At 42.4% G+C, this 25,372-nt stretch carries 26 protein-coding genes; 22 read left to right on the top strand and 4 right to left on the bottom strand.

The genetic code is table 11. The features are described from left to right. Window positions 1-50 precede the first annotated feature (50 nt). The 6 genes from plsX to ilvA all read left to right on the top strand — a co-directional run bounded on the left by plsX (window position 51) and on the right by ilvA (window position 8,015). Window positions 51-1,103, top strand: coding sequence for a phosphate acyltransferase PlsX (gene plsX / locus ACLTWA_RS01790; protein WP_412325837.1), 1,053 nt, complete (start codon window positions 51-53; stop codon window positions 1,101-1,103). Between the two features lie 34 nt (window positions 1,104-1,137). After that, a complete protein-coding gene (gene acpP, locus ACLTWA_RS01785) occupies window positions 1,138-1,368 on the top strand; it encodes an acyl carrier protein (protein WP_412325836.1) in 231 nt (76 codons plus the stop codon). Window positions 1,369-1,441: 73 nt separating this feature from the next. Continuing rightward, window positions 1,442-2,128 (top strand): ribonuclease III, encoded by a 687-nt coding sequence (rnc, locus tag ACLTWA_RS01780; RefSeq protein WP_412325835.1) that lies wholly within the window; start codon window positions 1,442-1,444, stop codon window positions 2,126-2,128. Between the two features lie 140 nt (window positions 2,129-2,268). Continuing rightward, window positions 2,269-5,829: a chromosome segregation protein SMC gene (gene smc, locus ACLTWA_RS01775; RefSeq protein WP_412325834.1), complete on the top strand. Its 3,561-nt coding sequence runs from the start codon at window positions 2,269-2,271 to the stop codon at window positions 5,827-5,829. Window positions 5,830-5,840: 11 nt separating this feature from the next. After that, window positions 5,841-6,782 carry a signal recognition particle-docking protein FtsY gene (ftsY, locus tag ACLTWA_RS01770; RefSeq protein ID WP_412325833.1) on the top strand — a complete coding sequence of 314 codons (942 nt, stop codon included), beginning with the start codon at window positions 5,841-5,843 and terminating at the stop codon, window positions 6,780-6,782. A gap of 3 nt (window positions 6,783-6,785) precedes the next feature. Then, window positions 6,786-8,015 carry a threonine ammonia-lyase gene (gene ilvA / locus ACLTWA_RS01765; protein WP_412325832.1) on the top strand — a complete coding sequence of 410 codons (1,230 nt, stop codon included), beginning with the start codon at window positions 6,786-6,788 and terminating at the stop codon, window positions 8,013-8,015. Window positions 8,016-8,092: 77 nt separating this feature from the next. Here the strand turns inward: ilvA and ACLTWA_RS01760 are convergent, their stop codons facing one another. Together ACLTWA_RS01760 and ACLTWA_RS01755 are read right to left on the bottom strand one after the other, a co-directional pair. Then, entirely contained in the window at window positions 8,093-8,833 is a 741-nt protein-coding gene (locus tag ACLTWA_RS01760; protein ID WP_412325831.1) for a LytR/AlgR family response regulator transcription factor, read from the bottom strand. A 10-nt stretch (window positions 8,834-8,843) separates the two neighbouring features. After that, on the bottom strand, window positions 8,844-10,157 hold the full coding sequence (locus ACLTWA_RS01755) for a sensor histidine kinase (protein WP_412325830.1): 1,314 nt from the start codon (window positions 10,155-10,157) through the stop codon (window positions 8,844-8,846). 176 nt (window positions 10,158-10,333) lie between these two features. Between ACLTWA_RS01755 and ACLTWA_RS01750 the strand changes: the two genes are divergently transcribed. From ACLTWA_RS01750 to ACLTWA_RS01735, 4 genes are all read left to right on the top strand, one after another. Continuing rightward, entirely contained in the window at window positions 10,334-10,885 is a 552-nt protein-coding gene (locus tag ACLTWA_RS01750) for an accessory gene regulator B family protein (RefSeq protein ID WP_412325829.1), read from the top strand. A gap of 17 nt (window positions 10,886-10,902) precedes the next feature. After that, window positions 10,903-11,040, top strand: a complete 138-nt coding sequence (locus ACLTWA_RS01745) for an exodeoxyribonuclease V subunit alpha (RefSeq protein ID WP_412325828.1) — start codon at window positions 10,903-10,905, stop codon at window positions 11,038-11,040. Window positions 11,041-11,382: 342 nt separating this feature from the next. Further along, window positions 11,383-11,562, top strand: a complete 180-nt coding sequence (locus tag ACLTWA_RS01740; RefSeq protein WP_412325827.1) for a hypothetical protein — start codon at window positions 11,383-11,385, stop codon at window positions 11,560-11,562. 543 nt (window positions 11,563-12,105) lie between these two features. Beyond that, complete coding sequence (locus ACLTWA_RS01735) at window positions 12,106-14,343, top strand: fibronectin type III domain-containing protein (protein WP_412325826.1); 2,238 nt, start codon at window positions 12,106-12,108, stop codon at window positions 14,341-14,343. Between the two features lie 117 nt (window positions 14,344-14,460). Here ACLTWA_RS01735 and ACLTWA_RS01730 read toward each other — a convergent pair whose 3' ends face one another. Then, window positions 14,461-16,203 (bottom strand): NFACT family protein, encoded by a 1,743-nt coding sequence (locus tag ACLTWA_RS01730; RefSeq protein WP_412325825.1) that lies wholly within the window; start codon window positions 16,201-16,203, stop codon window positions 14,461-14,463. A 143-nt stretch (window positions 16,204-16,346) separates the two neighbouring features. On the opposite strand from ACLTWA_RS01730, the gene ACLTWA_RS01725 reads away from it, so the two are divergent. The 11 genes from ACLTWA_RS01725 (at window position 16,347) to ACLTWA_RS01675 (ending at window position 24,525) form a co-directional block, all read left to right on the top strand. Further along, the gene (locus ACLTWA_RS01725) at window positions 16,347-17,225 is read left to right on the top strand and encodes a YicC/YloC family endoribonuclease (RefSeq protein WP_412325824.1); all 879 of its coding nucleotides are present in this window, start codon (window positions 16,347-16,349) and stop codon (window positions 17,223-17,225) included. Between the two features lie 16 nt (window positions 17,226-17,241). Next, window positions 17,242-17,862: a guanylate kinase gene (gene gmk, locus ACLTWA_RS01720; protein WP_412325823.1), complete on the top strand. Its 621-nt coding sequence runs from the start codon at window positions 17,242-17,244 to the stop codon at window positions 17,860-17,862. A 24-nt stretch (window positions 17,863-17,886) separates the two neighbouring features. Next, a complete protein-coding gene (rpoZ, locus tag ACLTWA_RS01715; protein ID WP_412325822.1) occupies window positions 17,887-18,138 on the top strand; it encodes a DNA-directed RNA polymerase subunit omega in 252 nt (83 codons plus the stop codon). Window positions 18,139-18,212: 74 nt separating this feature from the next. Next, window positions 18,213-19,553, top strand: a complete 1,341-nt coding sequence (gene rimO / locus ACLTWA_RS01710; RefSeq protein ID WP_412327160.1) for a 30S ribosomal protein S12 methylthiotransferase RimO — start codon at window positions 18,213-18,215, stop codon at window positions 19,551-19,553. Beyond that, window positions 19,537-20,079 (top strand): CDP-diacylglycerol--glycerol-3-phosphate 3-phosphatidyltransferase, encoded by a 543-nt coding sequence (gene pgsA, locus ACLTWA_RS01705; protein WP_412325821.1) that lies wholly within the window; start codon window positions 19,537-19,539, stop codon window positions 20,077-20,079. The genes rimO and pgsA overlap by 17 nt, the downstream gene beginning before the upstream one ends. Before the next feature lie 5 nt (window positions 20,080-20,084). Next, window positions 20,085-21,332 (top strand): competence/damage-inducible protein A, encoded by a 1,248-nt coding sequence (locus ACLTWA_RS01700; protein WP_412325820.1) that lies wholly within the window; start codon window positions 20,085-20,087, stop codon window positions 21,330-21,332. Window positions 21,333-21,355: 23 nt separating this feature from the next. Beyond that, window positions 21,356-22,684: a hypothetical protein gene (locus ACLTWA_RS01695; protein WP_412325819.1), complete on the top strand. Its 1,329-nt coding sequence runs from the start codon at window positions 21,356-21,358 to the stop codon at window positions 22,682-22,684. After that, window positions 22,665-22,988 (top strand): hypothetical protein, encoded by a 324-nt coding sequence (locus tag ACLTWA_RS01690; RefSeq protein WP_412325818.1) that lies wholly within the window; start codon window positions 22,665-22,667, stop codon window positions 22,986-22,988. Before ACLTWA_RS01695 ends, ACLTWA_RS01690 begins: the two co-directional genes overlap by 20 nt. A 14-nt stretch (window positions 22,989-23,002) precedes the next feature. Next, complete coding sequence (locus ACLTWA_RS01685; protein WP_412325817.1) at window positions 23,003-23,917, top strand: DUF2953 domain-containing protein; 915 nt, start codon at window positions 23,003-23,005, stop codon at window positions 23,915-23,917. A 17-nt stretch (window positions 23,918-23,934) separates the two neighbouring features. Then, window positions 23,935-24,333 carry a GerW family sporulation protein gene (locus tag ACLTWA_RS01680; RefSeq protein ID WP_412325816.1) on the top strand — a complete coding sequence of 133 codons (399 nt, stop codon included), beginning with the start codon at window positions 23,935-23,937 and terminating at the stop codon, window positions 24,331-24,333. Window positions 24,334-24,387: 54 nt separating this feature from the next. Next, a complete protein-coding gene (locus ACLTWA_RS01675) occupies window positions 24,388-24,525 on the top strand; it encodes a hypothetical protein (RefSeq protein WP_013272624.1) in 138 nt (45 codons plus the stop codon). Window positions 24,526-24,647: 122 nt separating this feature from the next. Here the strand turns inward: ACLTWA_RS01675 and rpmB are convergent, their stop codons facing one another. Further along, window positions 24,648-24,833, bottom strand: coding sequence for a 50S ribosomal protein L28 (gene rpmB, locus ACLTWA_RS01670; RefSeq protein WP_394522152.1), 186 nt, complete (start codon window positions 24,831-24,833; stop codon window positions 24,648-24,650). Between the two features lie 168 nt (window positions 24,834-25,001). On the opposite strand from rpmB, the gene ACLTWA_RS01665 reads away from it, so the two are divergent. Then, window positions 25,002-25,358, top strand: coding sequence for an Asp23/Gls24 family envelope stress response protein (locus ACLTWA_RS01665; RefSeq protein WP_412325815.1), 357 nt, complete (start codon window positions 25,002-25,004; stop codon window positions 25,356-25,358). The last annotated feature ends 14 nt before the right edge of the window (window positions 25,359-25,372 follow it).

Here is a 25,372-nt window from a genome sequence, read left to right as displayed (position 1 = left end):
GTATATTATGTAATAGATTATCTTAGGGAGTACTTGAAAGGGGAATCGTGATGATAAAAGTAGCTGTAGATGCCATGGGCGGTGACTATGCGCCAACAGAGATGGTTGCTGGGGCTGTGGCGGCTGTGAATGCGAATAAAGAGATCCAGGTTCTCTTAGTAGGGCAGGAGCATATTGTATCTGAGGAACTGTCGGGACATACGTATCCAAACGATCAGATCCAGATTGTAAATGCGACAGAGATAATCGAGACGGAAGAATCTCCGGTTAATGCGATACGAAAGAAGAAAGATTCTTCTATTGTTGTTGGAATGAATCTGGTAAAGCAAAAGGAAGCGGATGCATTTGTATCGGCAGGCAGTTCTGGAGCCATACTGGTTGGCGGACAGGTGATTGTCGGCCGGATTAAAGGTGTGGAAAGACCACCGTTAGCCCCGCTGATTCCTACGGAAAAAGGTGTTTCCCTGCTGATTGACTGTGGGGCCAACGTAGATGCAAGACCGTCCCATCTGGTACAGTTTGCACAAATGGGTTCTCTCTATATGGAACATGTCATGGGAATCAAGAACCCAAGGGTGGCCATCGTCAATATTGGCGCAGAGGAAGAAAAAGGGAACGCTTTGGTGAAAGAGACCTTTCCACTGTTAAAAGAATGCAAGGATATCCATTTTACCGGAAGCATTGAAGCCAGGGAGATTCCTCATGGTGGAGCAGATGTCATTGTTTGTGAGGCATTTGTGGGAAATGTAATCCTGAAGCTTTATGAAGGGGTGGGCGCTACCTTGATTGGCAAGGTAAAAAGCGGCATGATGGGAAGCTTGAGGAGCAAGATTGGAGCTTTGCTTGTGAAACCGGCTTTGAAGGAAACATTAAAATCATTCGATGCATCCCAATACGGCGGAGCACCGCTTCTGGGACTTAATGGTCTGGTTGTAAAAACTCACGGAAACTCAAAAGCGACAGAAGTAAAGAACTCCATACTTCAGTGTGTAACCTTCAAAGAACAGGGAATTAATGATAAGATAAGAGAAAGTCTTAAATCGAAAAATGAAGGAACGCCCTTCGGACATACCACTATGCCTATAGAGAATGGGCAAGAATAAGGAAATCAAGAATAGGAGAGAGGAAGGAAGAGAAATGGAATTTGAAAAGTTAAAGAATATTATTGCAGAGGTATTAAATATTGAGCCGGATGAGGTTTCAATGAACTCCACATTTGTGGATGATCTTGGAGCTGACTCCCTTGATGTGTTCCAGATTATCATGGGTATTGAAGAGGAATTTGATATTGAGATTCCAACTGAAGTGGCAGAAAACATTGTTAGTGTCAGCGACGCAGTAGAACAGATCAAGAATGCATTAAATTAATAGATGTGGGTGCTGCCGGGACCGTCAGGTCTGTCCGCAGCACCTTCTTTCATAATTGGGAAAGAGGGATCATATGAGTAGAAGTTTAAAAGAACTGGAGGAACGGATCGGCTATCATTTTTCGGACAAGCACCTGATGACGCAGGCAATGACCCATAGTTCTTATGCCAATGAACACCGTTTAAATAAGCTGGAATGCAACGAACGGCTGGAGTTTTTAGGCGATTCGGTGCTGGAAGTATTTTCCAGTGACTGTCTGTATCATAAGTACCCGGATAAGCCGGAGGGGGATTTGACAAAAATACGCGCAAGCATCGTATGCGAGCCTACACTGGCTTATTGCGCAGAAGAATTAAAGCTTGGGGAATATCTGCTTTTGGGCAAGGGAGAAGAAGCGACCGGCGGCAGGGGACGTGCCTCGATCGTATCTGATGCAATGGAAGCGCTGATAGGGGCCATTTATCTGGACGGTGGTTTTGCTAATGCAAAAGAGTTTATTCTTCGTTTTATTATGAATGATCTGGAACACAAACAGCTCTTTTATGATAGCAAGACTATCTTGCAGGAGATTGTACAGAGTCAGTCGGAAGAACCATTGACCTACAAGCTCTTACGTGAAGAAGGGCCGGATCATAATAAGGTATTTGAAGCACAGGTCTTAATTGGGAATAAAGCCATCGGTGAGGGGATTGGCCGAACAAAAAAAGCTGCAGAGCAGGTAGCTGCTTACCATGGGATTCTTGCACTTAAAGGTAAGTAATGCCCTTCCGGGCATCCCTTTATGTCCAGAAGTCAGGACAAGAATATGGAACGCCCTTCCGGGCATCCCTTTATGTCCAAAAGTCAGGACAAGAATATGGAAAAGAAAGGGCAGGCTTTGTAGGTCTGTTGGCGTGAACTATGTATTTAAAAAGTATTGAAGTACAGGGCTTTAAGTCATTTGCCAATAAGATCGTGTTTGATTTCCATAATGGAATCACCGGAATCGTTGGACCCAACGGAAGCGGTAAGAGCAATGTTGCCGATGCAGTCCGCTGGGTTCTTGGCGAACAGAAGGTAAAGCAGCTGCGCAGTTCCAGCATGCAGGATGTGATTTTTTCGGGAACAGAGCTAAGAAAGCCCCAGGGCTTTGCATACGTAGCAATTACCCTGGATAATTCCGATAAGCATCTGGCCATTGATTATGATCAGGTTACGGTTTCCAGAAGAGTTTACCGCTCTGGTGAAAGTGAATACATGATAAACGGAAGTGCCTGCCGGTTAAAGGATATTTATGAATTATTCTACGATACAGGAATCGGTAAGGAAGGCTATTCCATTATCGGACAGGGTCAGATCGACAAGATTTTAAGCGGAAAACCGGAGGAACGCCGGGAATTGTTTGATGAGGCGGCCGGTATTGTAAAGTTCAAACGCCGAAAGGCGATTGCTCAAAAAAAGCTGGAGGATGAGAAGCAGAATCTGGTCCGTGTCAATGATATTTTATCCGAACTGGAAAAGCAGGTAGGCCCTCTTGCCAGACAATCAGAAGCCGCAAAGGAATATCTTCGTTTGAAAGAAGAACTGAAGCGATACGATGTGAACCAGTTCTTAATGGAAACAGAAGATCTTCGTCTTCAGATAAAAGAGAACGAGGATAAGGAAAGAATTGTTGCAAAGGACCTGGAAGACGCCAGGCAGAGTTCAGAGAGAATCCGTGAAGAATATGAAACGTTAGATACATACTTATCCCAACTGGATGATGCCATTACTGCACTGCGGAATGAAAAAAATGTGTCCAACATGGAAACCGGGAATTTAGAAGGGCGTATCAACGTATTAAAGGAGCAGATCAATACGGAACACATGAATGCGGAACATATTGCAGGTCGTGTGAAAGCCATTCATTCTGAGCTTGACGGAAAGCGGGCACAGAAGGCTTCCTATGAAGAAGCGCGGTCAGAAATTGCCGGTCAGGTCTCGTCTGCCGTGGAGAAACTAAAGGAAGCCGAGAAAATCCTTTTCTCAGAAGATGAAAAGATCCGTTTGTTGGAACAGAAGATAGAAGAGGGAAAAGGACGAATTATTGATCTTCTTAATGAAAAAGCTTCCTTTACTGCAAAGCAGCAGCGCTATGAGGCTATGCTGGAGCAGGTCAATGTCCGCCGTTCGGAAGTATGCCAAAAGCTCTTAAAATTTAAAAGTGATGAATCGGAACAGGATGAACAGCTTATAAACCTTCAAAAAGAAGCAGCCGAGATCGATGAAGCCATTGCAAAGAGGGAAGAAGCCCAGGCATTGTGTGAAAACAGGACGGAGGAGCTGGAGAATCAGGTTAAAAGGCTTGGTAAGAACTTAAACAACAGGCAGCAGGAATACCATACCTGCGATACAAAGCTTGAATCCTTAAAAAATATTGCCGAGCGGTATGACGGATACGGCGGCAGTATCAGAAAAGTAATGGAAGTCCGGGACCGGGTACATGGCATTCACGGTGTTGTGGCAGATCTGATTACTGTCCCGAAAAAATATGAGATCGCAATAGAGACCGCTCTTGGAGGAAGCATTCAAAACGTTGTTACGGATTCCGACCAGACAGCCAAGCAACTGATCGAATACTTAAAAAAGAACCGGTTTGGCCGTGCTACCTTTCTTCCTTTAACAAGCATTGGCAACAGAAGCACTTTTCAGCAGGATAAGGCTCTGGCAGAGCCTGGTGTCCTGGGACTTGCCAATTCTCTGGTAGAAGCAGATAAGCAGTACGAGGGCCTGATGAATTACCTTCTGGGCCGGGTAGTCGTGGTGGATACCATTGATCATGCCATTGCATTGGCTAAAAAGTTTCAGTATTCTCTGCGGATTGTCACCCTGGAAGGAGAACTTTTAAGCGCCGGAGGCTCCATGACCGGCGGTGCCTTTAAAAATACCAGTAATCTTCTGGGACGCAAGCGGGAAATCGAAGAGCTGGAAGAATGTTGCAGCAAAGCCCTTGCAGATGTGGAGCGTCTGGAAAAAGAACTGGTAATGAATGAAGGACTTCTTTCCGAAAGCAGGGAGGAACTGGAAAAGATCCGGTCAGAAAAACAGCATCTTTATTTAAGGCAGAATACGGTTAAAATAAACTTGCGCCGGATCGAAGATAAAAAGACGGAAATCCGGGAATCCTACGGAGATCTGGAAAGAGAAAACCTTCAACTGGAAGCGCAGATCCGGGAAATCGGCATCAGCCAGCAAGAACTTCTTACAGCCGTGGACAGTCTGGAAAAGCAAAATCTTGATACGGGCGGTGATCTGGAATCACTAAACGCAGAACTTGAAAAAGCAAAAACAGACAGAGAGCAGTTTTTTAAAGATTTATCTGCCATTCAGCTGGAAGTTTCCGGCTTAAAACAAAAGGATGCGTTTGAACAGGAAAACCTCCGCCGGATCGACGAGGAAATCAACCGGCTGGAAGAGGAACTTTCCGGACTTGCTGACGGTTCCTGTGATTCTCAGTTCGTTATTGAGGAGAAGCAAAAAGAGATCGAAGAATTAAAAAAACAGATCTGGAAAGAGAAAGCTCATGCAGAAGAACTGGAGCAGTTGATTCAGGACAAGGCTGCCAGGAAGGAGACGAAAGCCAGAGAGCAAAAGGAATTGTTTCAAAAAAGAGAAGAACTGACCGGCAGGATCAGCCTTTTGGATAAGGAGCAGTTCCGCCTTCAAAGCCAGAAAGAAAAGCTGAATGAACGTTTAGAAGGGCATGTAAATTACATGTGGAATGAGTATGAACTGACGTTTTCTACAGCCCAGGCTTTACGGAATGAAGCATGGACGTCTCTTCCTGATATCAAGCGTATGATTGCCTCTTTAAAGGATGAGATCAGGAAACTTGGAAATGTCAATGTCAATGCCATTGAGGATTATAAAGAAGTCTCCGAACGCTATGAATTTATGAAGACCCAGCACGATGATCTTGTGACTGCAGAAGGGACCTTGTTAAAGATCATAGAGGAACTGGATATGGGAATGCGAAAACAGTTTGAAGAAAAATTCCGGGAAATACGGGCAGAATTTGACAAGGTATTCAAAGAACTGTTCGGAGGCGGAAGAGGTGCCCTGGAGTTGGTGGAAGATGAAGACATTCTGGAAGCTGGAATCCAGATCATTTCCCAGCCGCCAGGAAAGAAACTGCAGAATATGATGCAGCTTTCCGGTGGAGAAAAGGCACTTACCGCCATTGCACTGTTGTTCGCCATACAGAATTTAAAGCCATCTCCATTCTGTCTATTGGATGAGATTGAAGCGGCTCTTGATGATTCCAACGTAGACCGTTTTGCAAAATATCTGCATAAACTGACAAAATCTACGCAGTTCATAGTAATTACGCACAGACGTGGAACTATGGTATCTGCGGACCGTCTGTATGGGATTACCATGCAGGAAAAAGGCGTTTCAACGCTTGTATCTGTAAACCTGATTGAAGAAGATTTAGATAGTTAAGGAGAGCGACTATGGGTGAGAAAAAGGGATTTTTTGGGAAGCTGGTAGCTGGACTGCAAAAGACAAGGGATAATATTATTGCCGGCGTGGATTCCATTTTCAGCGGCTTCTCAGCCATTGATGATGAGTTCTATGAAGAAATCGAAGAAACTCTCATTATGGGAGATCTGGGAATCCAGACCACCATGTCAATTGTAGAGGATTTAAGAAAAAAGGTAAAAGAAAAAGGTATTAAAGATCCTTCGGAATGCAAGCAGCTTCTTATGGACAGCATTATGGAACAGATGGATCTTGGGGAAAATGCTTATGAATTTGAAAACCGCAAGTCTGTTCTTCTTGTGATCGGCGTGAACGGAGTTGGCAAAACAACTTCTGTTGGAAAGCTGGCCGGACAGATGAAGGATGATGGGAAAAAAGTAATCGTTGCAGCGGCAGATACGTTCCGGGCGGCAGCTATCGAGCAGCTTACGGAATGGGCCAGAAGGGCCGGAGTGGACATTATTGCCCAGCAGGAAGGCTCAGACCCGGCTGCGGTGGTCTACGATGCGGTAGCGGCTGCTAAGTCAAGACAGGCGGATATATTGATTTGTGATACGGCAGGACGTCTCCACAACAAAAAGAATCTGATGGAAGAGCTTAAAAAGATCAACCGGATTATTGACAAGGAGTATCCGGATGCATACCGTGAAACTCTGGTCGTATTAGACGGAACTACGGGACAGAACGCTCTTGTACAGGCAAAACAGTTTATGGAGGTAGCAGATATTACCGGTATCATATTAACAAAGCTTGACGGCACTGCAAAAGGAGGAATTGCAGTTGCGATTCAGTCAGAGCTTTCCATACCTGTAAAATATATCGGAGTTGGGGAGAAAATCGATGACTTACAAAAGTTCAATGCAAATGAATTTGTGAATGCATTGTTCCACGTAGATGAGAAAGTAGAGGCGTAAATCATGTTGACATTGGAAAAGTTTGAAGAAGCAGCAGAAGTCGTAAGTAAAGTCACCCTGGAAACAAAGCTCATATACAGCGAATATTTTTCCGCCCAGACTGGGAATAAGGTGTATTTTAAGCCGGAAAACATGCAGTATACCGGAGCTTATAAAGTGAGAGGCGCTTATTATAAGATCAGCACTCTTACGGAAGAGGAAAAGTCCAAGGGGCTGATTACTGCATCTGCCGGCAATCATGCCCAGGGAGTTGCTTATGCGGCCAAGCTTGCCGGAATACCCGCTACGATCGTCATGCCGACCACGACGCCTCTTATGAAGGTAAACCGTACCAAGGGATATGGGGCAGAAGTTATCCTGGAAGGAGATGTCTTTGACGAAGCCTGCAATTATGCCTATCAGCTTGCTGATGAGCGGGGGCTGACCTTTGTTCATCCCTTTAATGATTTGGATGTTGCTGCCGGACAGGGAAGCATTGCCATGGAAATCATTAAGGAACTTCCTACTGTTGATTATATTCTGGTTCCCATTGGCGGCGGCGGTCTCTGCACAGGAGTATCCACGCTTGCCAAGATGTTGAACCCAAAGATCAAAGTCATTGGTGTGGAACCGGCCGGTGCAAACTGCATGCAGGAATCTCTCCGCCAGGGAAAGGTGGTTTCCCTTCCCAGTGTCAATACCATTGCAGATGGTACGGCTGTAAAATGTCCGGGAGATAAGCTTTTTTCTTATATCCAGGAGAATGTGGATGAAATCATTTCCATCGAGGACTCGGAACTGATCGTATCCTTTCTTGATATGGTAGAGAACCATAAAATGGTAGTGGAAAACTCCGGACTTTTAACGGTCGCAGCGTTAAAACACATGAATGTGGATAACAAGAAGATTGTCTCGATCTTAAGCGGAGGCAATATGGATGTAATCACCATGGCTTCCATTGTACAGCTTGGTCTGATTCAGAGAGACCGGATCTTTACTGTCTCCATTCTTCTTCCCGATAAGCCGGGAGAACTTGCAAAAGTATCTGCACTTCTTGCAAAAGAACAGGGAAATGTAATCCGGTTAGAGCATAACCAGTTTATCACCATTAACCGGAATTCTGCTGTGGAGCTTCGCATTACATTAGAAGCATTTGGAACAGAACATAAAAATTCCATTATGGCAGCACTGACCGAACAGGGATATCGCCCAAAGCTGGTGAAGTCTAAGGGGACTTATGGAGACGGGTGCTGATATGAAACAGGATATATTCATATTATAATTGCAAAAGGGATAAACGCTTTGGCTCAGGCGTTTATCCCTTTTGCTGTTTAAATATCTTTCAGCGCCTTATGTACTTTTCCCATCATTCGTTTGGAAACAGAGTAAGTTTCTTTGTTATCCATAGTCAAAAGCGCCTGTTCCCTGGAATATTTTGACACATGCTTTAAATTCACAATAGCCGAACGGCTGCACTGAAAAAAGGAAGAATTTAAAGTTGCATACAGTTCTTTCAAAGAACCTGTGATCTGACGGGTTCCGTTCTTCGTGTGAATGATTATTTTGTGATAATCCTCACTTGTTGTAATAGCAACAATATCATCCTGATCAAGAACCAGAGAAGCCTTGTCTATCTTCACAGAAAGCAGGCGTTTGGAGGTATCGAGCTGGCTTCTGTAGTTGGCTTCCGCATTCTTTATGCAGGCACAAATCTGCTCCGGCAGAGTGGCGACCTTGTCTTTTATGATAAAATCCATGGCTTCCACCTTATAACGGAAGGTGAGAATGGCCATTTCACTGTGAGTCGTGACAAAAACAATATATCCCCGCGGATCGTATTTTCGGATTTCCTGAGCCAGTTCAATCCCGTTTTTCTTCGCTTGTAAGTCGATGTCTAAAAAATAAAGTCCTATAGTATCGGACTTTTTTCTTACGGCAAGTAATTCCTCTGGATTTGAGGCGGTACAATAAAGCAGAGATTCGGTAGAATTCATTAATAAATATTTTCCTATAATGGTTTTCCAATAGGTTAATTGTCTGTTATCATCTTCGCAAAGATAAATGTGAATCATGTTTTACTCCTTAAGAACCAGGTTTCATTAAAATCAGCTCCTGTGTGAAATATGGTTCTTCATATGTAGTATTCCAAATGGTATTATCGTAATCTTTTAAAATCATTTCTACGTTATATAAGCCGACTCCCCGGTTTTCCCCTTTTGATGAGATTCCATGGCTGCGAAGCTCGGATATGGCATGGTCCGGCGGGAGAGAGGTGTTTTGTATAATCACGTAAAGATTTTCTTCTTTATAAAACATACAGAAAATCAATTCTTTTTCTTTGGTTTCCGCTGCAGCTTCCACGGCATTGTCTAAAAAGATGCCGATGATCCGTGACAGATCCAGGGTGTCCATATAAAGTCTTTCAATAGGCTCGGTCAGCTCAATCTCCGTTTTGATGCCGATTTCCATGGAATAGATGAATTTGGAAGAGAGAAGGCTCTTTAAAGCGGTATCCTTAATGTTGGAAAGAGTTCCAAGCTTTGTGTCGGATTCGGTAAATGAATGACTGATAGGAAGAATCCGCTCCCCGTAATATTTCATCAGCCCTTTCATGTCATTTTCTTCCATATACCCGGACATGGTACTTAAGATATTCATATAATCATGTTTAAATTTCCGCATGATCCCATAGGAGTTTTCCAGGCGCTCTGTATAGAGCCGGAGGTTTTCAAATTGTGCCATACGGTGCTTATAAGCCTGTTCTCCTACGGTGACTTTATAGATAGAATACATGAGAAACACGGTAATTGCAAACAGCAAAAGAAATATAATCCCGTTGAGTGCAATAACGCCATGATTATAACCAAGGAATTCCCCATAAGAAAAGTTAAATATATAAAAAAACACCAGAATAAAAAGGTCAATAAAAACGGCCTTTAAAAGATGCTGATTGGTTAAATATTTGGAAATAACCAGTTTCTTATGAATATACCAGCCAATGATTTTTGTTGTAATACCGCAATAGATACTGTATGTAACGGAAAACATCATATTAAGCTGATTATGGTTCAGTAATGCCCTCATATCCATATGGAGCACAATACCGGCTGCCCACATGAAAAGGTAATTAAAAGAAACCGTATAGAGGTAACCAAAAAGATAGCAGGACATATTCAAATAAGGGTCTTTTGCAAACAGGGAATTTAAAAGCAGAAGCCCTACAAATGTTATATATGTACCGGCCTGCCCATAGATCCTGTTAAACAGAAACAAACTCCCGAATGCATATAAAAACAGAATGAATTTTTTAAGAGCCGTTATTTTATCAGGAAGAAGATTAATACAGGAAAAATAAGTGCATAACCCTCCGGTTAATGTATATATAAAATAAGTCATGATGTATCACCTCGTTAGTAAGTACATTTATTTTACCTTGTTGACCAAGGAAAGTAAAGGGAATTGTTTGTATAAGATATACATCTAACGTTTAAGAAGAAAAATTCAACGAAAATTGCAAAAACATTCATTTGAATTAAGATATGGTAATATAAATGCAAATGGTGGTGATATTGATGGGGATTTCGGGAATTGCTGTCGGATTTTGCAACTGGATGAATAAAATAAATCCAAAAAATCAAGACGAAAATAAAGTGATTCAATATGGAATGGAATTGCTGCTTGATAATATTATAAAGTTTGTAATGATTCAATTGATTGGCCTTTTGATTGGAAAAGGATTTGAAACTTTTATAATCTTATTATCCTTTTGCGGCTTTCGGCTGCAGGCCGGAGGTATTCATGCCAAAACGGGAATGGGCTGCGGGTTCAGCATGCTGCTTATGTGGGCGGTATCACTTCTGGCAGATCTCTTTATTGACATGCATATATCCGTATTACCGTTAATCTATGCAGTATCAATTGTAGTTGTATGGATCTGTGCACCCCGAACCATAAATATTGAATTCTTCACTTCCAGGGATAAGTTAAATAAGAAGATATCTTCTTCTGTTGTATTATCCATTTTGATGGCGGCTGCTTCCATATTTCCGTCATTAAGAGAGTTGATTATGATTCCGGTTATTTTGGAAGTAATGACATTACTTCCCCAAAATAAAAATAATTAAAAAGGAGAGAACAAGGGATGAAGAAAACATTAGTTGAAAAAGTTCAAAAAGTGTTAGTTAAGGTTTCTTTAAATTCCGTAGGAAGAAGTATTCCTGCTGGAATTTATGAAAGAAAAATTCCGGAGGAAGTTTTAAAAGCGAACAATGCAAAATAATCTAAGACCTGTTATTTATGAAAACCTGTTAAAGAGATTTTTAAAAAACAAGTCCGGTATGAGTTTGAAAATGACAAAGTGTCATTTGAATTGAAAAAGCGCATTCATGTCAGAAATGATTCCATACATATCCTGACATGACAATTGATTTGCACTGAACAACCAAGGGGGAAATTCTGATTTGTTTGGCAAATATTTTGTTTCAAATCTTATCATTATTTTATGAGTTGTTCAGTGCTATATCATTAAAGGATTCATTTGGATTTAATAGTTATAAAGCGGGAGAAGGAGTATATAGATTTTTTCTATTCATGGTTCTTTTTGTGATAGGAGAAGATACGTATGAGAAGAAGTTTGTTCCAGAAGTTTATCAAACGGGATAAAAAGCTTTTTATCAGTTCTTTGGAAAAAAGGATTTTATCAACGAGAAGAAAGCGAATCATTATTCCTGAAGAGTATTTTATTGAGGTGATAACAACCGTTCCTGAGAGAAAAGCTGTGGTTGAATATCTCGACAAATAAGTAAAATTAATACAGTTGGGAACGATAAAAAGACAGGTACAGAAAAAGAGTTTTATATTCTTTTTTCTGTACCTGTTTTGGTATCATCACATTGTAATTGTAAAAGGATTTAAAATAAATCTGTGATAGCTGTTTAGATAAAAACCATATGGATACCATGAGCATACGCCTTGACACAGGTTATCTGTCCTGAATTAAGGCGTATTTTTTGTTTTCATGGAGCTGAATAAAAATTCAATAACTAAAAATATTTAGTAAGCGGAAATTAATAAATCCATTAATTGTATAATATTATGATAATAGGCCTCTTAAAACCCTGTTATTCAGGCATATTTACAAGCTATAAAATGATTGTTTACAATCATTTTGCCAAAATGCTAAAATATTTACAGGAATTCCCATTCCGAATTAACGAAAAGGAGGTCATAGAAACATCAAACAGGTTTATCAGGGAGGCGAAGTGCTTGGTTTACCATCAGAGAAAGCAGGGGATAACCAAGGAACTGTGAAAAAGGCTTAAAATATGATGTGGAGGGGAAACAAATGCTTTTAAGAACAAAGTTAAAACGAGGACTGCTTGTATTTGCCAGTGCTATTTTTATGACTGGAATGTCCTTACCGCAAACGGCAGAGGCAGGAGGGGGAAATGCCTCAGACAGGGCACTGACCGCTTTGACAACGGATCAAGGGGTCTTTGTAAGCTGGCGGTTTTACCATGAGGATGGACCATCAGCCTCTTTCATCCTGAAACGTAATGGTCAGGAAATCTACCGAGGCGCAAATACTAATTTTCTGGATAAAGAAGGAAAAGGGGGAGACCGGTATGATGTGGCAGATAGCAGGGGCAGCCAGAATATAGGGCAAACAACACTTGCATGGGAAAAAGAGTATTTGGAGTTAAATCTTCAGGCTCCTGATCAACAGGTAATGCCGGATGGAGCTGTTACGGATTATACGGCAAATGATATGTCTGTAGGGGACTTAGATGGAGATGGCCAGCTGGAATTGATCGTAAAATGGTATCCGGATAATGCACAGGACAACTCAAAAGACGGATATACGGGAACTACTTTTATTGACGCATATGACATTGATACAAGTACCGGAGCAGCAGAGCTGCTGTGGAGAATCGATTTAGGAATAAATATCCGTTCCGGTGCCCATTATACTCAATTTCAGGTTTGGGATTACGATGGGGATGGCCGTGCGGAATTGCTGTGCAAAACTGCAGACGGGTCCACCACCTATCAGAATGTAAATGGTGTTTTAAAGGAAACAGGACATGTTGGAGCGGTGAATGCTGCAGCACTTCCTGTCAGTAAAATTAGTGAAGAATACGATTTCCGCAGTTTTAGCGGAAGAATCGGACGCATTGTAAACGGAGATGAATACCTGACTGCCTTTGATGGAGAGACAGGAAGCATCATAGACACCACCGCCTATATTCCTTCCCGTGGAATTTATGATGAAAAAACAGGAACCTGGGATACTTCCATGTGGGGGCTTGACAGCAAAGGAAATCCGGAACCTCCGGGTTATGCAAACCGCCCGGACCGTTTTCTTGCCGCAACGGCTTACCTTGACGGAAAAACTCCAAGTGCAGTATTCTGCCGTGGTTACTACGGGAGAACTGCTATTGCCGCATGGAATTTGAAGAATGGAAAGCTGGTTCAAAAGTGGGTTTTTGATGTTCCTACCGGAGATCAATATGCGGGTCAGGGAAATCATAATCTTTCTGTAAACGATGTGGACGGAGATGGAAACGATGAAATCATCTACGGTTCCCTCACACTGGATGATAATGGTAAGCCGAAGTATACCACAGGGCTTGGCCATGGAGACGCCATGCATGTCAGCGACTGGAATGATGATGGGAAACTGGAAGTATTTCAGGTGCATGAAGAAAAGGATGCTCAATACCATATTGAACTTCATGATGCTGAGACCGGGAAGATCCTTTGGGGTTATAAATACGGAAAGGATACTGGCCGCGGTGTGGCCGCTGATATAGATCCGAGATATCCGGGAGCGGAAATGTGGGCCGCAGTTAAGGCGATCACCTACAATGCGAACGGACAGCAAATATACAAAGAAGGAATCAAGCCAAGCCAGAATTTTTCCATCTTCTGGGATGGGGATCTGTTGATGGAACTGTTTGATTCTAATAATTCCACCGAATTGATTCCACAGGTCCAGAAATGGGATTATGAAAATCAGAAAACAGATGTTATTCTTCAGATGGATGGAACGAAACTGAATAATGGCACAAAAGCAAATGCCGGACTGGTGGCGGATATTTTAGGGGACTGGAGAGAAGAAATAATTGTCCGGGATGAAAAAGATAAAAATAAAATAAGAATTTACAGCACTCCCATTGAGACCGATTACCGGGTTCCCTGCCTTTTGACGGACAGGGCTTATGCAGAAGGAGTCGCCTGGCAGAATACTGCTTACAACCAGCCTGCAAATTTAAGCTATTTGTTGTCCTCTGGGATAAAGGTACCGGAGATTACGGCAGAGGGACGAAGGGATCAGACCATCCGGCTTAACTGGACCGCAGCCAGTGACGGAACGTATGGTCATAAAGTTTCCGGTTATAAAATTTACCGGGCTGAACCGGGAAAAGAGTATGAGGCAGTGGCAACCGTAGACAAAAATGTTCTGACGTATCAGGATAAAGGCTTAAATCCGGATACGGAATATCAGTATAAAGTAGCTGCGGTTGTAGATGGAAAGTCATCTTATCGGTCATTTCCGGCGACTGCAAAGCCCCAGTCTTAAACAGGGTGTCAAGATAAATGGAATGGGAATTGGATTTATGAAATAAATAACACAGGAACCGGCTGATAAACGCGTACGGTATGACCGGTCCCTGTGTTTATATAGAGTCAATTAATGTTACTGGCATTCCTTTAAGGTTAATTTGGGCTCTGCAACCATGGAATAGTTGGTGTGGTATATGACGAAGCCAGGAGCAGCGCCGGTTACCTTTTTAAGGTTTTTTTTCTGAATATAATCCACTTCTACCTTATCGTTATCCCGTCCTTTGGAATAGTATGCCGCCAAAGCCCCTGCTTCTTCAAATACTCTGTCCGGAAGTTCCTTTCCCTCCGCTTTCACAATGACATGGGAACCTGGAATTCCTTTGGCATGGAACCACCAGTCATTGCCGCTTGCAACCTTAAAGGTCAGTTCTTCATTTTGATAATTGTTCTTGCCTACATAAATATGAAAACCGTCGGTGGATATATAATGAAACGGTTTGCTCATGATTTTCGGTTTCTTATCTCCAGCACGGCGATGTTTGATGTAACCATACTCCATCAGTTCTTCCTTGATCTGAACCAGATCTTCTTCCTTTAACGCAATATCCAGTGAAGCGCTTACGGACTCCAGGTGATCGATCTCCCGTCTGGTTTCCTTTAGCTGTGCGGTAACGGCTTCAAAGGTTCGTTTTAGCTTATTGTATTTGTCAAAATATTTCTGTGCATTTTCCTTTGCGGATAACTGGTCATCCAAAGGAATTGTAATGTCCTCATTGGTATAGTAATTGAAACAGGTGAGCGTCTTCTCTCCGCCGGTCAATTCGTATCCGTAGGTATTTAACAGTTCCCCGTAAATCTTGAACTTGTCCCGTTTTTCCGTATCTTTCAGCTGCTTGGACTGCAGATCATATTTTTTATAATTCCGTTCCAGAGCGGTCTGAACTATTTTTCTTAAATCTACGGACTTTTGACGGATTCTTGTAATGGTGTTTTTGGAAGCGTAGTAGGTTTCCAGCAGAGAACTGATGGATTCAAAAGAAACAGCATGATAGCCGTCCCCTTCGTAGCAGGTCAATGGAAGAGCAGAAAATTCCACTGGTTCCTCGTTCCTGTATATGATGTTAGGAGTAAAATTCCCCTGTTTTATGTCTTCTGTCATCAGGGAGAACATCCGGTATAAATGGATCATTTCCACTTCAGTCAGCTCGTTGGCAAAACGGTCCCCGTCAATGGAGGCAAGATGACAAAGTTCATGTCCCATAACAGGGCTGAAACCGGTCAGCTTTAAATATAAGGCTTTTTGTATGGGAGCCGCTGTAGAACCGATGACTTCCTGAAATTCTTCCTGGGTAATGGTCAGCGGATTCCTCTTTTCTGTAGTCTTTGGGATGAAGTAGGTCCTTCCCGGTAAAACTTCCCTTACAGAGCTGACCTGAGCGGAAATGTGCTTGATGCTGTCTAAAATAAGGTCATCCTCGTTGCAGAAAATAATATTGCTGTGTTTTCCCATGATCTCAATGATCAGTTTTTTGGTCCGTTTATCCCCCAGCTCATCCAGATGTTCAATCTCCATGCAAAGAATGCGCTCCAGTTCCGGCTGGCTTATTTTAATAATGCGCCCGTTTCCGATATGCTTTCTTAACAGCATACAGAAATTAGGTGCGGTTAAAGGACTTTGCTTATTGGATTCCGTAAAATAAACCAGCGGAAGACTGGCGCTGGCGGAGATTAAAAGTCTCCAGGTGTTTTTTTGATTCTTAACAGTAAACAGCAGTTCGTCTTTTTCCGGCTGGGCAATTTTAGCGATTTTTCCGCCTTCCAGCCGGTCGGTCATTTCTGCTGCGAGATTCGCCATAACAATTCCGTCTAATGCCATCGTCTGATTCCTCCGGTAAATGGTCTATATGATGGAAATAGTATAGCACAAAAATGCTGTTGTGTAAAATTTAAAACCAATTGACTTGTATTTTAATATGACTTATAATGGATAATATCTATGGCGAAAGAGAGGCATTTGTAATGATTAAGAGCATGACAGGTTTCGGCAGGTACGAAACCGTCACGGATGAGTATAAGATTTCCGTCGAGATGAAAGCTGTAAATCACAGATATTTGGATTTAAGCATAAAGATGCCGAAAAAGTTTAATTTCTTTGAAGCAGGAATCAGAAATCTGTTAAAGAATTATATTCAGCGGGGAAAAGTTGATGTTTTCATCAGCTATGAAGATTATACGGAGAATAAGTTGTGTTTAAAATATAACAGCGCTCTGGCTGCTGAATATATGGATTATTTCGCAAAGATAGAGGCGCAGTTTGGAATAGAGAACGACATCAAGGTATCAACCCTGGCAAAGTTTCCCGAAGTCCTTACTATGGACGAGGTGCCTGAGGATGTAGACCAGATGTGGAAATTCCTTTCCGAGACTGTGGAAGAGGCTGCAAAGCAATTTGTTGATACCAGAGTGACCGAAGGTGAGACACTTAAAAGCGACCTGATGAAAAAGCTTGATTATATGACAGAAATTCTGGATTTCATTGAAGAGAGATCTCCGAAGATCCTTATGGAATACCGTACAAAGCTTGAGGATAAGGTAAGGGAGCTGTTGGAAAGTGCCTCCATTGATGAAGGAAGAATTGCTACAGAAGTAACCATATTTGCTGATAAAATATGTGTGGATGAGGAAACAGTACGTTTAAGAAGCCACATTGAAAATACCCGGACAGAGCTGGAGGCTGGCGGAAGTGTGGGAAGAAAACTGGATTTCATTGCACAGGAGATGAACCGGGAAGCCAATACCATATTATCAAAGGCCAATGACTTGGAGATTTCAGATAAAGCAATCATCTTAAAGACTGAGATCGAAAAGGTCAGAGAACAGATCCAGAATATTGAGTAGGGAGTGTACTAAATCCATGAATGAGCAAGGCATGTTGGCAGTTGTATCCGGTTTTTCAGGAGCAGGGAAAGGAACTCTTATGAAGGAGCTTCTGAAGCGGTATGATAATTATGCGCTGTCTATATCCGCAACTACAAGAAACCCCAGAGAAGGGGAAGTGGATGGGAGAGAATATTTTTTCGTAACAGAAGAATCTTTTCGGGAAATGATAGAGCAGGACGCGTTGATTGAATATGCCCAGTATGTAAAACATTTTTATGGAACACCCAAAGAGTATGTTTTAAACCAGATGAAAAAGGGCAAAGATGTAATACTGGAAATTGAAATACAGGGTGCACTGAAAATCAAAGAACGCTTTCCTGAGGCTATTTTGATTTTTGTCATGCCTCCCAATGCGGAAGAATTGAAGCGCCGCTTAATTGGGCGGGGAACAGAGAGCATGGAAATCATCAATGCCAGACTGCGCAGAGCTTTGGAAGAGGCGGAGTGCATGGAGGCTTATGATTATATCCTTATTAATGACAAGATTGATACCTGTGTGGAAGAGATGCATCAGATGATCCGGGTGCAGCATAACCGTGCTTCCAATAATGTGGCATTTTTATCCCAGATCCGGGAAGAATTGAAAAAAATATAGTTATTTGAGAAAGGGGAATAAAAGATGTTACATCCATCTTATTCAGATTTAATTAATGTAGTGAACAGCGAGGTAGAACCTGGAGACACTCCTGTTGTACAAAGCCGTTATTCCATTGTAATTGCTGCTGCGAAAAGAGCAAGACAGATCATCGGCGGATCAGAACCTGAAGTACCTGGATACGGTAAAAAACCGCTTTCTGTTGCCGTAGAGGAACTGTATGAGGGCCAGGTAAAGATTCTGAGCGAAGCGGACGCAACAGAAGAAGACGATTAATTAAAAAGAAGGCCGTCTCCCTTTTGGTAGATGGCTTTTCTCTTACACGAAATATAAACGACAGGAGTTTTATGATGAAATTATTATGCATTTCACTGGGTTGTGACAAGAATCTTGTTGATACGGAGATGATGTTAGGCCTTCTGAATAAAGACGGATATACCTTTACCGATGATGAATACGAGGCGGACGTGATTGTAATCAATACTTGCTGTTTTATCGGAGATGCAAAAGAAGAGAGTATTAATACCATATTAGATATGGCTCAGAGAAAAATAGACGGCAACTGCAAAGCACTTATTGTCACAGGCTGCCTTGCCCAGCGGTATAAACAGGAGATCATTGATGAGATTCCGGAAGTGGATGGAATTCTTGGAACCTCCACATACGATGAGATCTCCAATGTCCTAAATGAAGCATTGGGTGGAAAAGAGCACGTACAGCGTTTTCATGAACTGGAAGGGATTCCGCAAGTGGATGCAGGACGGGTTCTTACGACCGGCGGTCATTACGCATTTCTTAAAATTGCAGAAGGCTGTGACAAACATTGTACTTACTGTATCATTCCGGCACTGCGGGGAAACTACCGCAGCGTTCCCATGGAGCGGCTTATAAAAGAAGCGGAAGATTTGGCGCAGAAGGGTGTAAAAGAGCTGATATTGGTAGCTCAGGAAACCACTCTCTACGGAGTGGACTTGTATGGGAAAAAATCACTTCCGGAATTATTGAAGAAACTCTGCCGTATTTCAGGCATTCAATGGATCAGGATTCAGTACTGCTATCCGGAGGAAATTACGGATGAACTGATTCAGACCATAAAGCAGGAAGAAAAGATCTGCCGTTATCTGGACCTTCCGATTCAGCATGCCAGTGATAAGATTTTAAAACGTATGGGAAGAAAGACGACCAAAGACCAGCTTCGCAGTATCATAGGAAAACTTCGGAAGGAGATTCCTGATATTGCACTGCGTACCACACTGATCTCCGGTTTCCCTGGGGAAACGGAAGATGACCATGAAGAACTTATGGAATTTGTGGATGAGATGGAATTTGAACGTCTTGGTGTATTTGCATATTCGGCGGAGGAAGATACTCCTGCCGCAGAGTTTCCGGACCAGGTTTTACAGGAGGTGAAAGAAGAACGCCGTGATGCAATCATGGAACTTCAGCAGGAGATATCCCTTGACCATTCAAATTCCATGATCGGAAAAACGGTGGAGGTCATGATTGAAGGCAAGGTAGCAGACGAAAACGCGTATGTAGGCCGCACTTATATGGATGGACCGGGTGTCGATGGAATGATATTCGTTCAGACCGGCGAAGAATTGATGTCAGGTGATTTTGCCAGGGTTCGGGTAACTGGAGCCATGGAATATGATTTGATGGGAGAGTTGGAAGATGAATTTACCGAATAAATTAACAATTTTAAGGGTTATCATGATTCCGTTTTTTGTTTTTTTCCTTCTTCTGGGCGGGGGAGCGCATGCAGCATACCGTTACATTGCAGCTGCCATATTCATTATTGCAAGTTTTACGGACATGCTGGATGGTATGATCGCCAGAAAGTATGGTCTGGTTACTAACTTTGGAAAGTTTATGGATCCCCTTGCAGACAAACTTCTGGTCTGTTCCGGACTCATTTGTTTTACCGCCCTGGACCAGCTTGCCGCCTGGATCGTAATTATTATCATCAGCAGAGAGTTTATCATCAGCGGATTTCGTTTGGTGGCATCGGATAACGGTGTTGTAATTGCGGCAAGCAAATGGGGGAAGTTTAAGACCGTGTCCCAGATGATAATGTCTGTTCTTCTTATTTTAAATATTCCGCTCTTATCACCGGTTACTGCAGCGTTTACCTGTATTGCCGTCCTGTTGACGGTGGTATCGCTGATTGACTATATTGCAAAAAATTATAAGGTTCTTACAGAAGGGAGTATGTAAACGTTATGGTTGTTGAACTGGTTTCCGTCGGAACAGAGCTTTTGCTTGGTAACATTGTGAATACAAACACCCAGTATCTTGCAGAAAAATGTGCTCTTTTGGGATTGTCCATGTATCACCAGGTGACTGTCGGTGATAACAGAGAACGTTTGTCTAAAGTGATTCAAGTTGCATTGGAACGTTCGGATGTCGTTATTTTAACCGGTGGATTAGGACCTACAGAGGATGATTTGACAAAAGAGGTTTGTGCGGAGGTCATGGGATTTGCACTGGAAGAAGATGCCCATACCAAGGAACGGATTGTTCAGTATTTTAAGAACAGTATCTACAAAGAAATACCGGATAATAACTGGAAACAGGCTTTGGTTCCTCACGGAGCGATTGTTCTTGACAACAACAACGGAACTGCCCCCGGACTGATTATGGAAAAGGATGGAAAAGCTGCCGTTTTGCTGCCTGGACCTCCCAACGAGTTAAAGCCTCTTTTTCAAGAGGCGGTTGTTCCTTATCTGCAGAAGCTGCAGCCCGATATCATACGGTCTCAGATGATAAAGATCTGCGGACAGGGAGAAAGCCAGGTAGAGAATAAAATCCTTGATTTGATCGATGGTCAGTCCAATCCAACGATTGCCACTTATGCGAAAACAGCAGAGGTACATTTAAGAATTACTGCAAAGGCTTCCGGCGAAGAAGAAGCCAGAGAACTTTTAAAACCGGTCGTGAAAGAAATCAAAAGCCGTTTTGGTAATGATATCTATACCACAAAGGAAGAAGAGACTCTTGAAATGGCAGTCGTCCGCCTTCTGAAAAAGTACGAATTAACGGTAACTACAGCAGAATCCTGTACCGGCGGACTGATTTCGGGACGCCTGGTCAACGTATCAGGAGCTTCTGAAGTTTTCAGGGAAGGCTTTGTTACCTATTCCAACAAGGCAAAGCGTAAACTGCTCAATGTCAATAAAAGTACGCTGAAAAAATACGGTGCCGTCAGCAAACAGACAGCCAAAGAGATGGCTATCGGTGGTGTCTTTGCCACAGATGCAGATGTCTGCATTGCTGTGACAGGTATTGCCGGCCCTAATTCTGAGGGAGAAAAGCCGGTAGGCCTTGTGTATATTGCCTGTTATCTGAAAGATAAGGTAAAAGTTGAAGAATATCACTTTAAAGGAAACCGTGAAAAGATCAGGGAACAGTCTGTGGTGAAGGCGCTGGATCTGCTGAGACGGTCGATTCTTGCCAATTATAATACTTAAGAGGATCCGAAAGGAGATAGATTGTGGAAACCCGTTTGCTGAAAAAACAGATGACCGCTGCTTACCAGTATTCTTATGTAAGGCTGGCGCTGAACTATTATACTTTTTTTGAGACGATTGCAGAAAATCCCCGTATTCCGGAACGCATCTTCCATTCTGTCAATCGGCTGAACGAACTTCTTGACGGTCATTTTTCCGGTCAGGATAAGTTTGGCGGATTGTTGAAGCTAAGAGAAGATATTACTCATGAAGTAGAGATTATGACTTCCTATGCGGACTGTTTTCAAATATATGAATACGTCTTAAACCGCCTGGAACGAAAATTTAAGACTCTGCCGTCTGCCGGATCTGATGATGAAGCATTTGTAAAGCGCTTATTGGAATTTGTTACAGGAACCAATGATGCTCCGGTAATGAATGGCAGAATCAAGCAGATCATCGGACAGCTTCCGATTCGTTTGACAAAGCAGAAGTTTTTCAGCCTTCTGATGGAAGGATTGTCTGTCTATATCGGTTCTTCCAGAGAGAATCTAAAAGATATGATGTATACCCTCCGGACAGAATCCATGACAAGGCTTCCAAAGGATATGGAACATGGACATAAGGAGCTCTATAAGCTTCTGGAGCAGTTTCGTCAAACAGACTATCGGAATATGACTGAAGAAGGCTTTGATGAAGCAATGGCAAAACTGACCTCCGCCAGTGAGGAACTTACCAATGAATCAGGGCTTTATGTTATGATTCAGGAAATTATCAATGATTTTTGCGTGCTGCTGCTTGCAGGAACGGAAGCGGTTGTTGATATAAAGGAGGAAGAACTTTACCGGTCAATCGTTACGGATATCCTTCAAAAATTCCGCAAGGAAGATTATTCCATTGGAGAGGATTCCTTCCTTGAGAAGTTTACTCAGCTGGAAGGCCGGCAGGAAGCATATTATGAACGCTATTTAAAGATTGAACTTCCTCAGGAAAGGGGCAGCAAAGATCCTGATTATATAAAGGCATTCAATGTAGACAGGCTGTTATCCGGAAGCAGTTTTGCAGAGCTGATCGGTCCGGAGTCCGGTACGGAGCAGGCAGAAGAGGAAGCTATCGTAGACCGCGCGTATCTGGAAACAGAAGCGGGTGCTTATTTAAAGGAACTGGAAGATATCTTCTCCAGTTCCTCCAAACAGGTGGTACGGGCCATTATGGCTAAGGTTTTATCAGACCTTCCTGTGTACTTTAACTCCATGGATGAAATACAGGCATATATCAGAGGAAGTCTGGAAAGCTGCCTGGACGAAGCGGAAAAGGAAACGTGCAAGGAATTATTGGAAGAGCTGATGGATTATGAAAATAAGCTGGTTTGACCGTCTGTATGTTGGGGAAAAAGCAAAGAAAAAGCGTTACCGGATTATACGGGGAATCAGGAAATCAATACCAAGACCGGATATTTATGTGATTATACCTGCTTCAAATGGGAATAATATACTTGATATCTATCCGACTGCGGAATTGTTTGCTCCATTTTTCCGGAAAGAAGAGATTCTCATTTTAGGCATTGCTGCCGGTTATTGGGAAGCTCTGGAAGTGGCCGGACATGTGATTCATGATATGTACCGGATAACAGATGGCTTTGATTTATCTGCCTTTTTAGAGGAAGGAAGCCGGTAAGGTGTGAGGTGTTCATGCTTCATATAATTTTATTAATATTAAAAATAATAGGACTTCTTTTACTGATCATTCTGGGGCTTATTCTTGCAGGGCTGCTGCTAGTGCTTCTGGTACCGGTACGCTATCGCGGAACAGGTTCTTATTACGAAAAGGGACAAGGGAGTGTGGTTCTCTCCTGGCTGCTACATATCCTTACCGTAAGAGTGGAGTACGAGGGGGATGTGAAAATGGCAGTCCGCTTATTTGGGTTCCGCATTCTAAAACCTAAGGTCATGAATGAAGAACTGGAGGAAGCGGAAGATATCATGGTTCATGCCATGGAGCGGCTGGAGCCGGAGGCATTGGAAGAAGCAGAGGAACTAAAAGAGGATGTTCAGGAAGAAATCAGGAAACAGCAGGATGCCCTCAGACAGACATCAGACAGACCTTCCCCTGTAACAGCAGAAACAGAAAAGAAAAAAAGCTCTTTTTTCATTGGACTTTGGCCACATGTAAAAAAGGCAGTACTCAGGTTTTTATCAAAACTTAAGTTTTTTTTTCGCAGAGTTTATGATACACTGAGAACAGTAAAAGAAAAAAAAGATGAAGTTTATGCCTGGTTTTCCAACAAGGATAATCAGAGAACAGTAAAGCTGGTTCTAAAGCAAAGCAAAAAGCTGTTACGGCACGTTCTTCCTCTAAAGGGAAAAGGAACGGTTACCTTTGGCTTTGAGGATCCTTCCCTGACCGGTCAGGTGCTTATGTACGCAAGTGTGGTATACCCCCTTTGCCATAAGTATTTGGATATTTATCCGGTTTTTGATGAGACCGTGTTTACAGCGGAAGGTACCTTTCGTGGCAGGATCCGCTTGGGAACAGTACTTTTCATCGGGTTACGCCTGGTGATGGATAAGAATTTCAGGATTCTGTTAAAGAAATGGCTTCGATAAAGGAGGAATTGCTTTCGATGGCAGACAATAATTTTACATCTACAGTTGAGGCTCTGTTTAAAGGAATGGATGCTTTTGTAGCAACAAAAACAGTGGTAGGAGATGCCGTAAAGGTTGATGATGCGATCATTCTTCCTTTGGTGGATGTGACCTGCGGAATGGCGGCTGGTTCTTTCGCTGAGAATTCCAAGCAAAGAGGTGCGGGTGGCATGCATGCAAAGATGAGCCCCAGTGCGGTCCTCATTATTCAGAATGGGGTAACAAAGCTTGTGAATATCAAACAGCAGGATGCTGTTACAAAGATTTTGGACATGGTTCCTGATTTTGTGAACAAATTTGCAGGTGGCTCAAAAGAAGTATCCTCTGACGCTATAAAGGTGGCCGAAGAGATGGCTGCGGCACAAGAGAAGGAATAAGAAGGGGATAAGCCGCATAGGATGTCATATAGCCTGAATGAATTGAGGGATGATATGAGAAGAGTATGCGGACTTATGCTGTTCTGTTTCGGAGCGGGAATGGCAATCCTGCTTTTTATCCCGGCAACAATTGTTACAATTTTATTTATCATTGGATGTCTGGTATTGGGATATAACCTGTTCTGCTGTTAACAGAACATTGCCATAGAAGTAGAAATAGAAATGGGGACTGGTTTCTTTAAAGGAGGCCGGGCCCCATTATAATTAAAAAAATACCCCTGACTGATATCAGCCAGGAGTTTCGTTTCCTTTGATTAAGCTCTTTCAACTAATCCGGATCTTAAGCAAGAAGTACATACGTACATCTTCTTAGCGCCGCCTGTAACTTTTACTTTAACGGACTTTACATTTGCTTTCCACATCTTATTGGATCTTCTATGGGAATGGCTCACTGCATTACCAAAGTGAGCAGCTTTTTCACAAATTGAACATTTAGCCATGATTGCACCTCCTTAAAAGCTACTTGGATTTTTTATGGTTGAAAAATCCACAACAAATGTATGATAACAGAAAACACAATGATTTGCAAGTGAAAATTAAAAATTTGTTTCTTTTTTTGGTAAAATAATGTATAATCAAAACAGACAGAAAGAACGGAGGTAGAGACTATGAAGGGTTATATCAATAATAAACTGGGCGAAATCCAGGTAAGCCCTGATGTTATCGCTATGTATGCCGGAACTACTGCAGTAGAATGCTTCGGTATTGTCGGTATGGCGGCTGTCAGTATGAAGGATGGACTCGTTAAGTTGTTAAAGCGGGAAGGCCTGACTCATGGAATTAATGTAAACATCCAGGACAACCATATCACCATTGATTTTCATGTGATCGTTGCTTATGGAGTCAGCATTTCTGCAGTAGCGGATAATTTGATTGAGAATGTAAAATACAAAGTTGAAGAATTCACCGGAATGACGGTAGATAAGATTAACATCTACGTCGAAGGCGTAAGAGTGATTGATTAAGGAGGAAACCACCT

The sequence above is a fragment of the Lacrimispora sp. genome (assembly GCF_046972725.1).
In the GTDB taxonomy this organism is placed as follows: domain Bacteria; phylum Bacillota; class Clostridia; order Lachnospirales; family Lachnospiraceae; genus Lacrimispora.
This window is presented reverse-complemented; position numbering and strand designations above follow the sequence as displayed.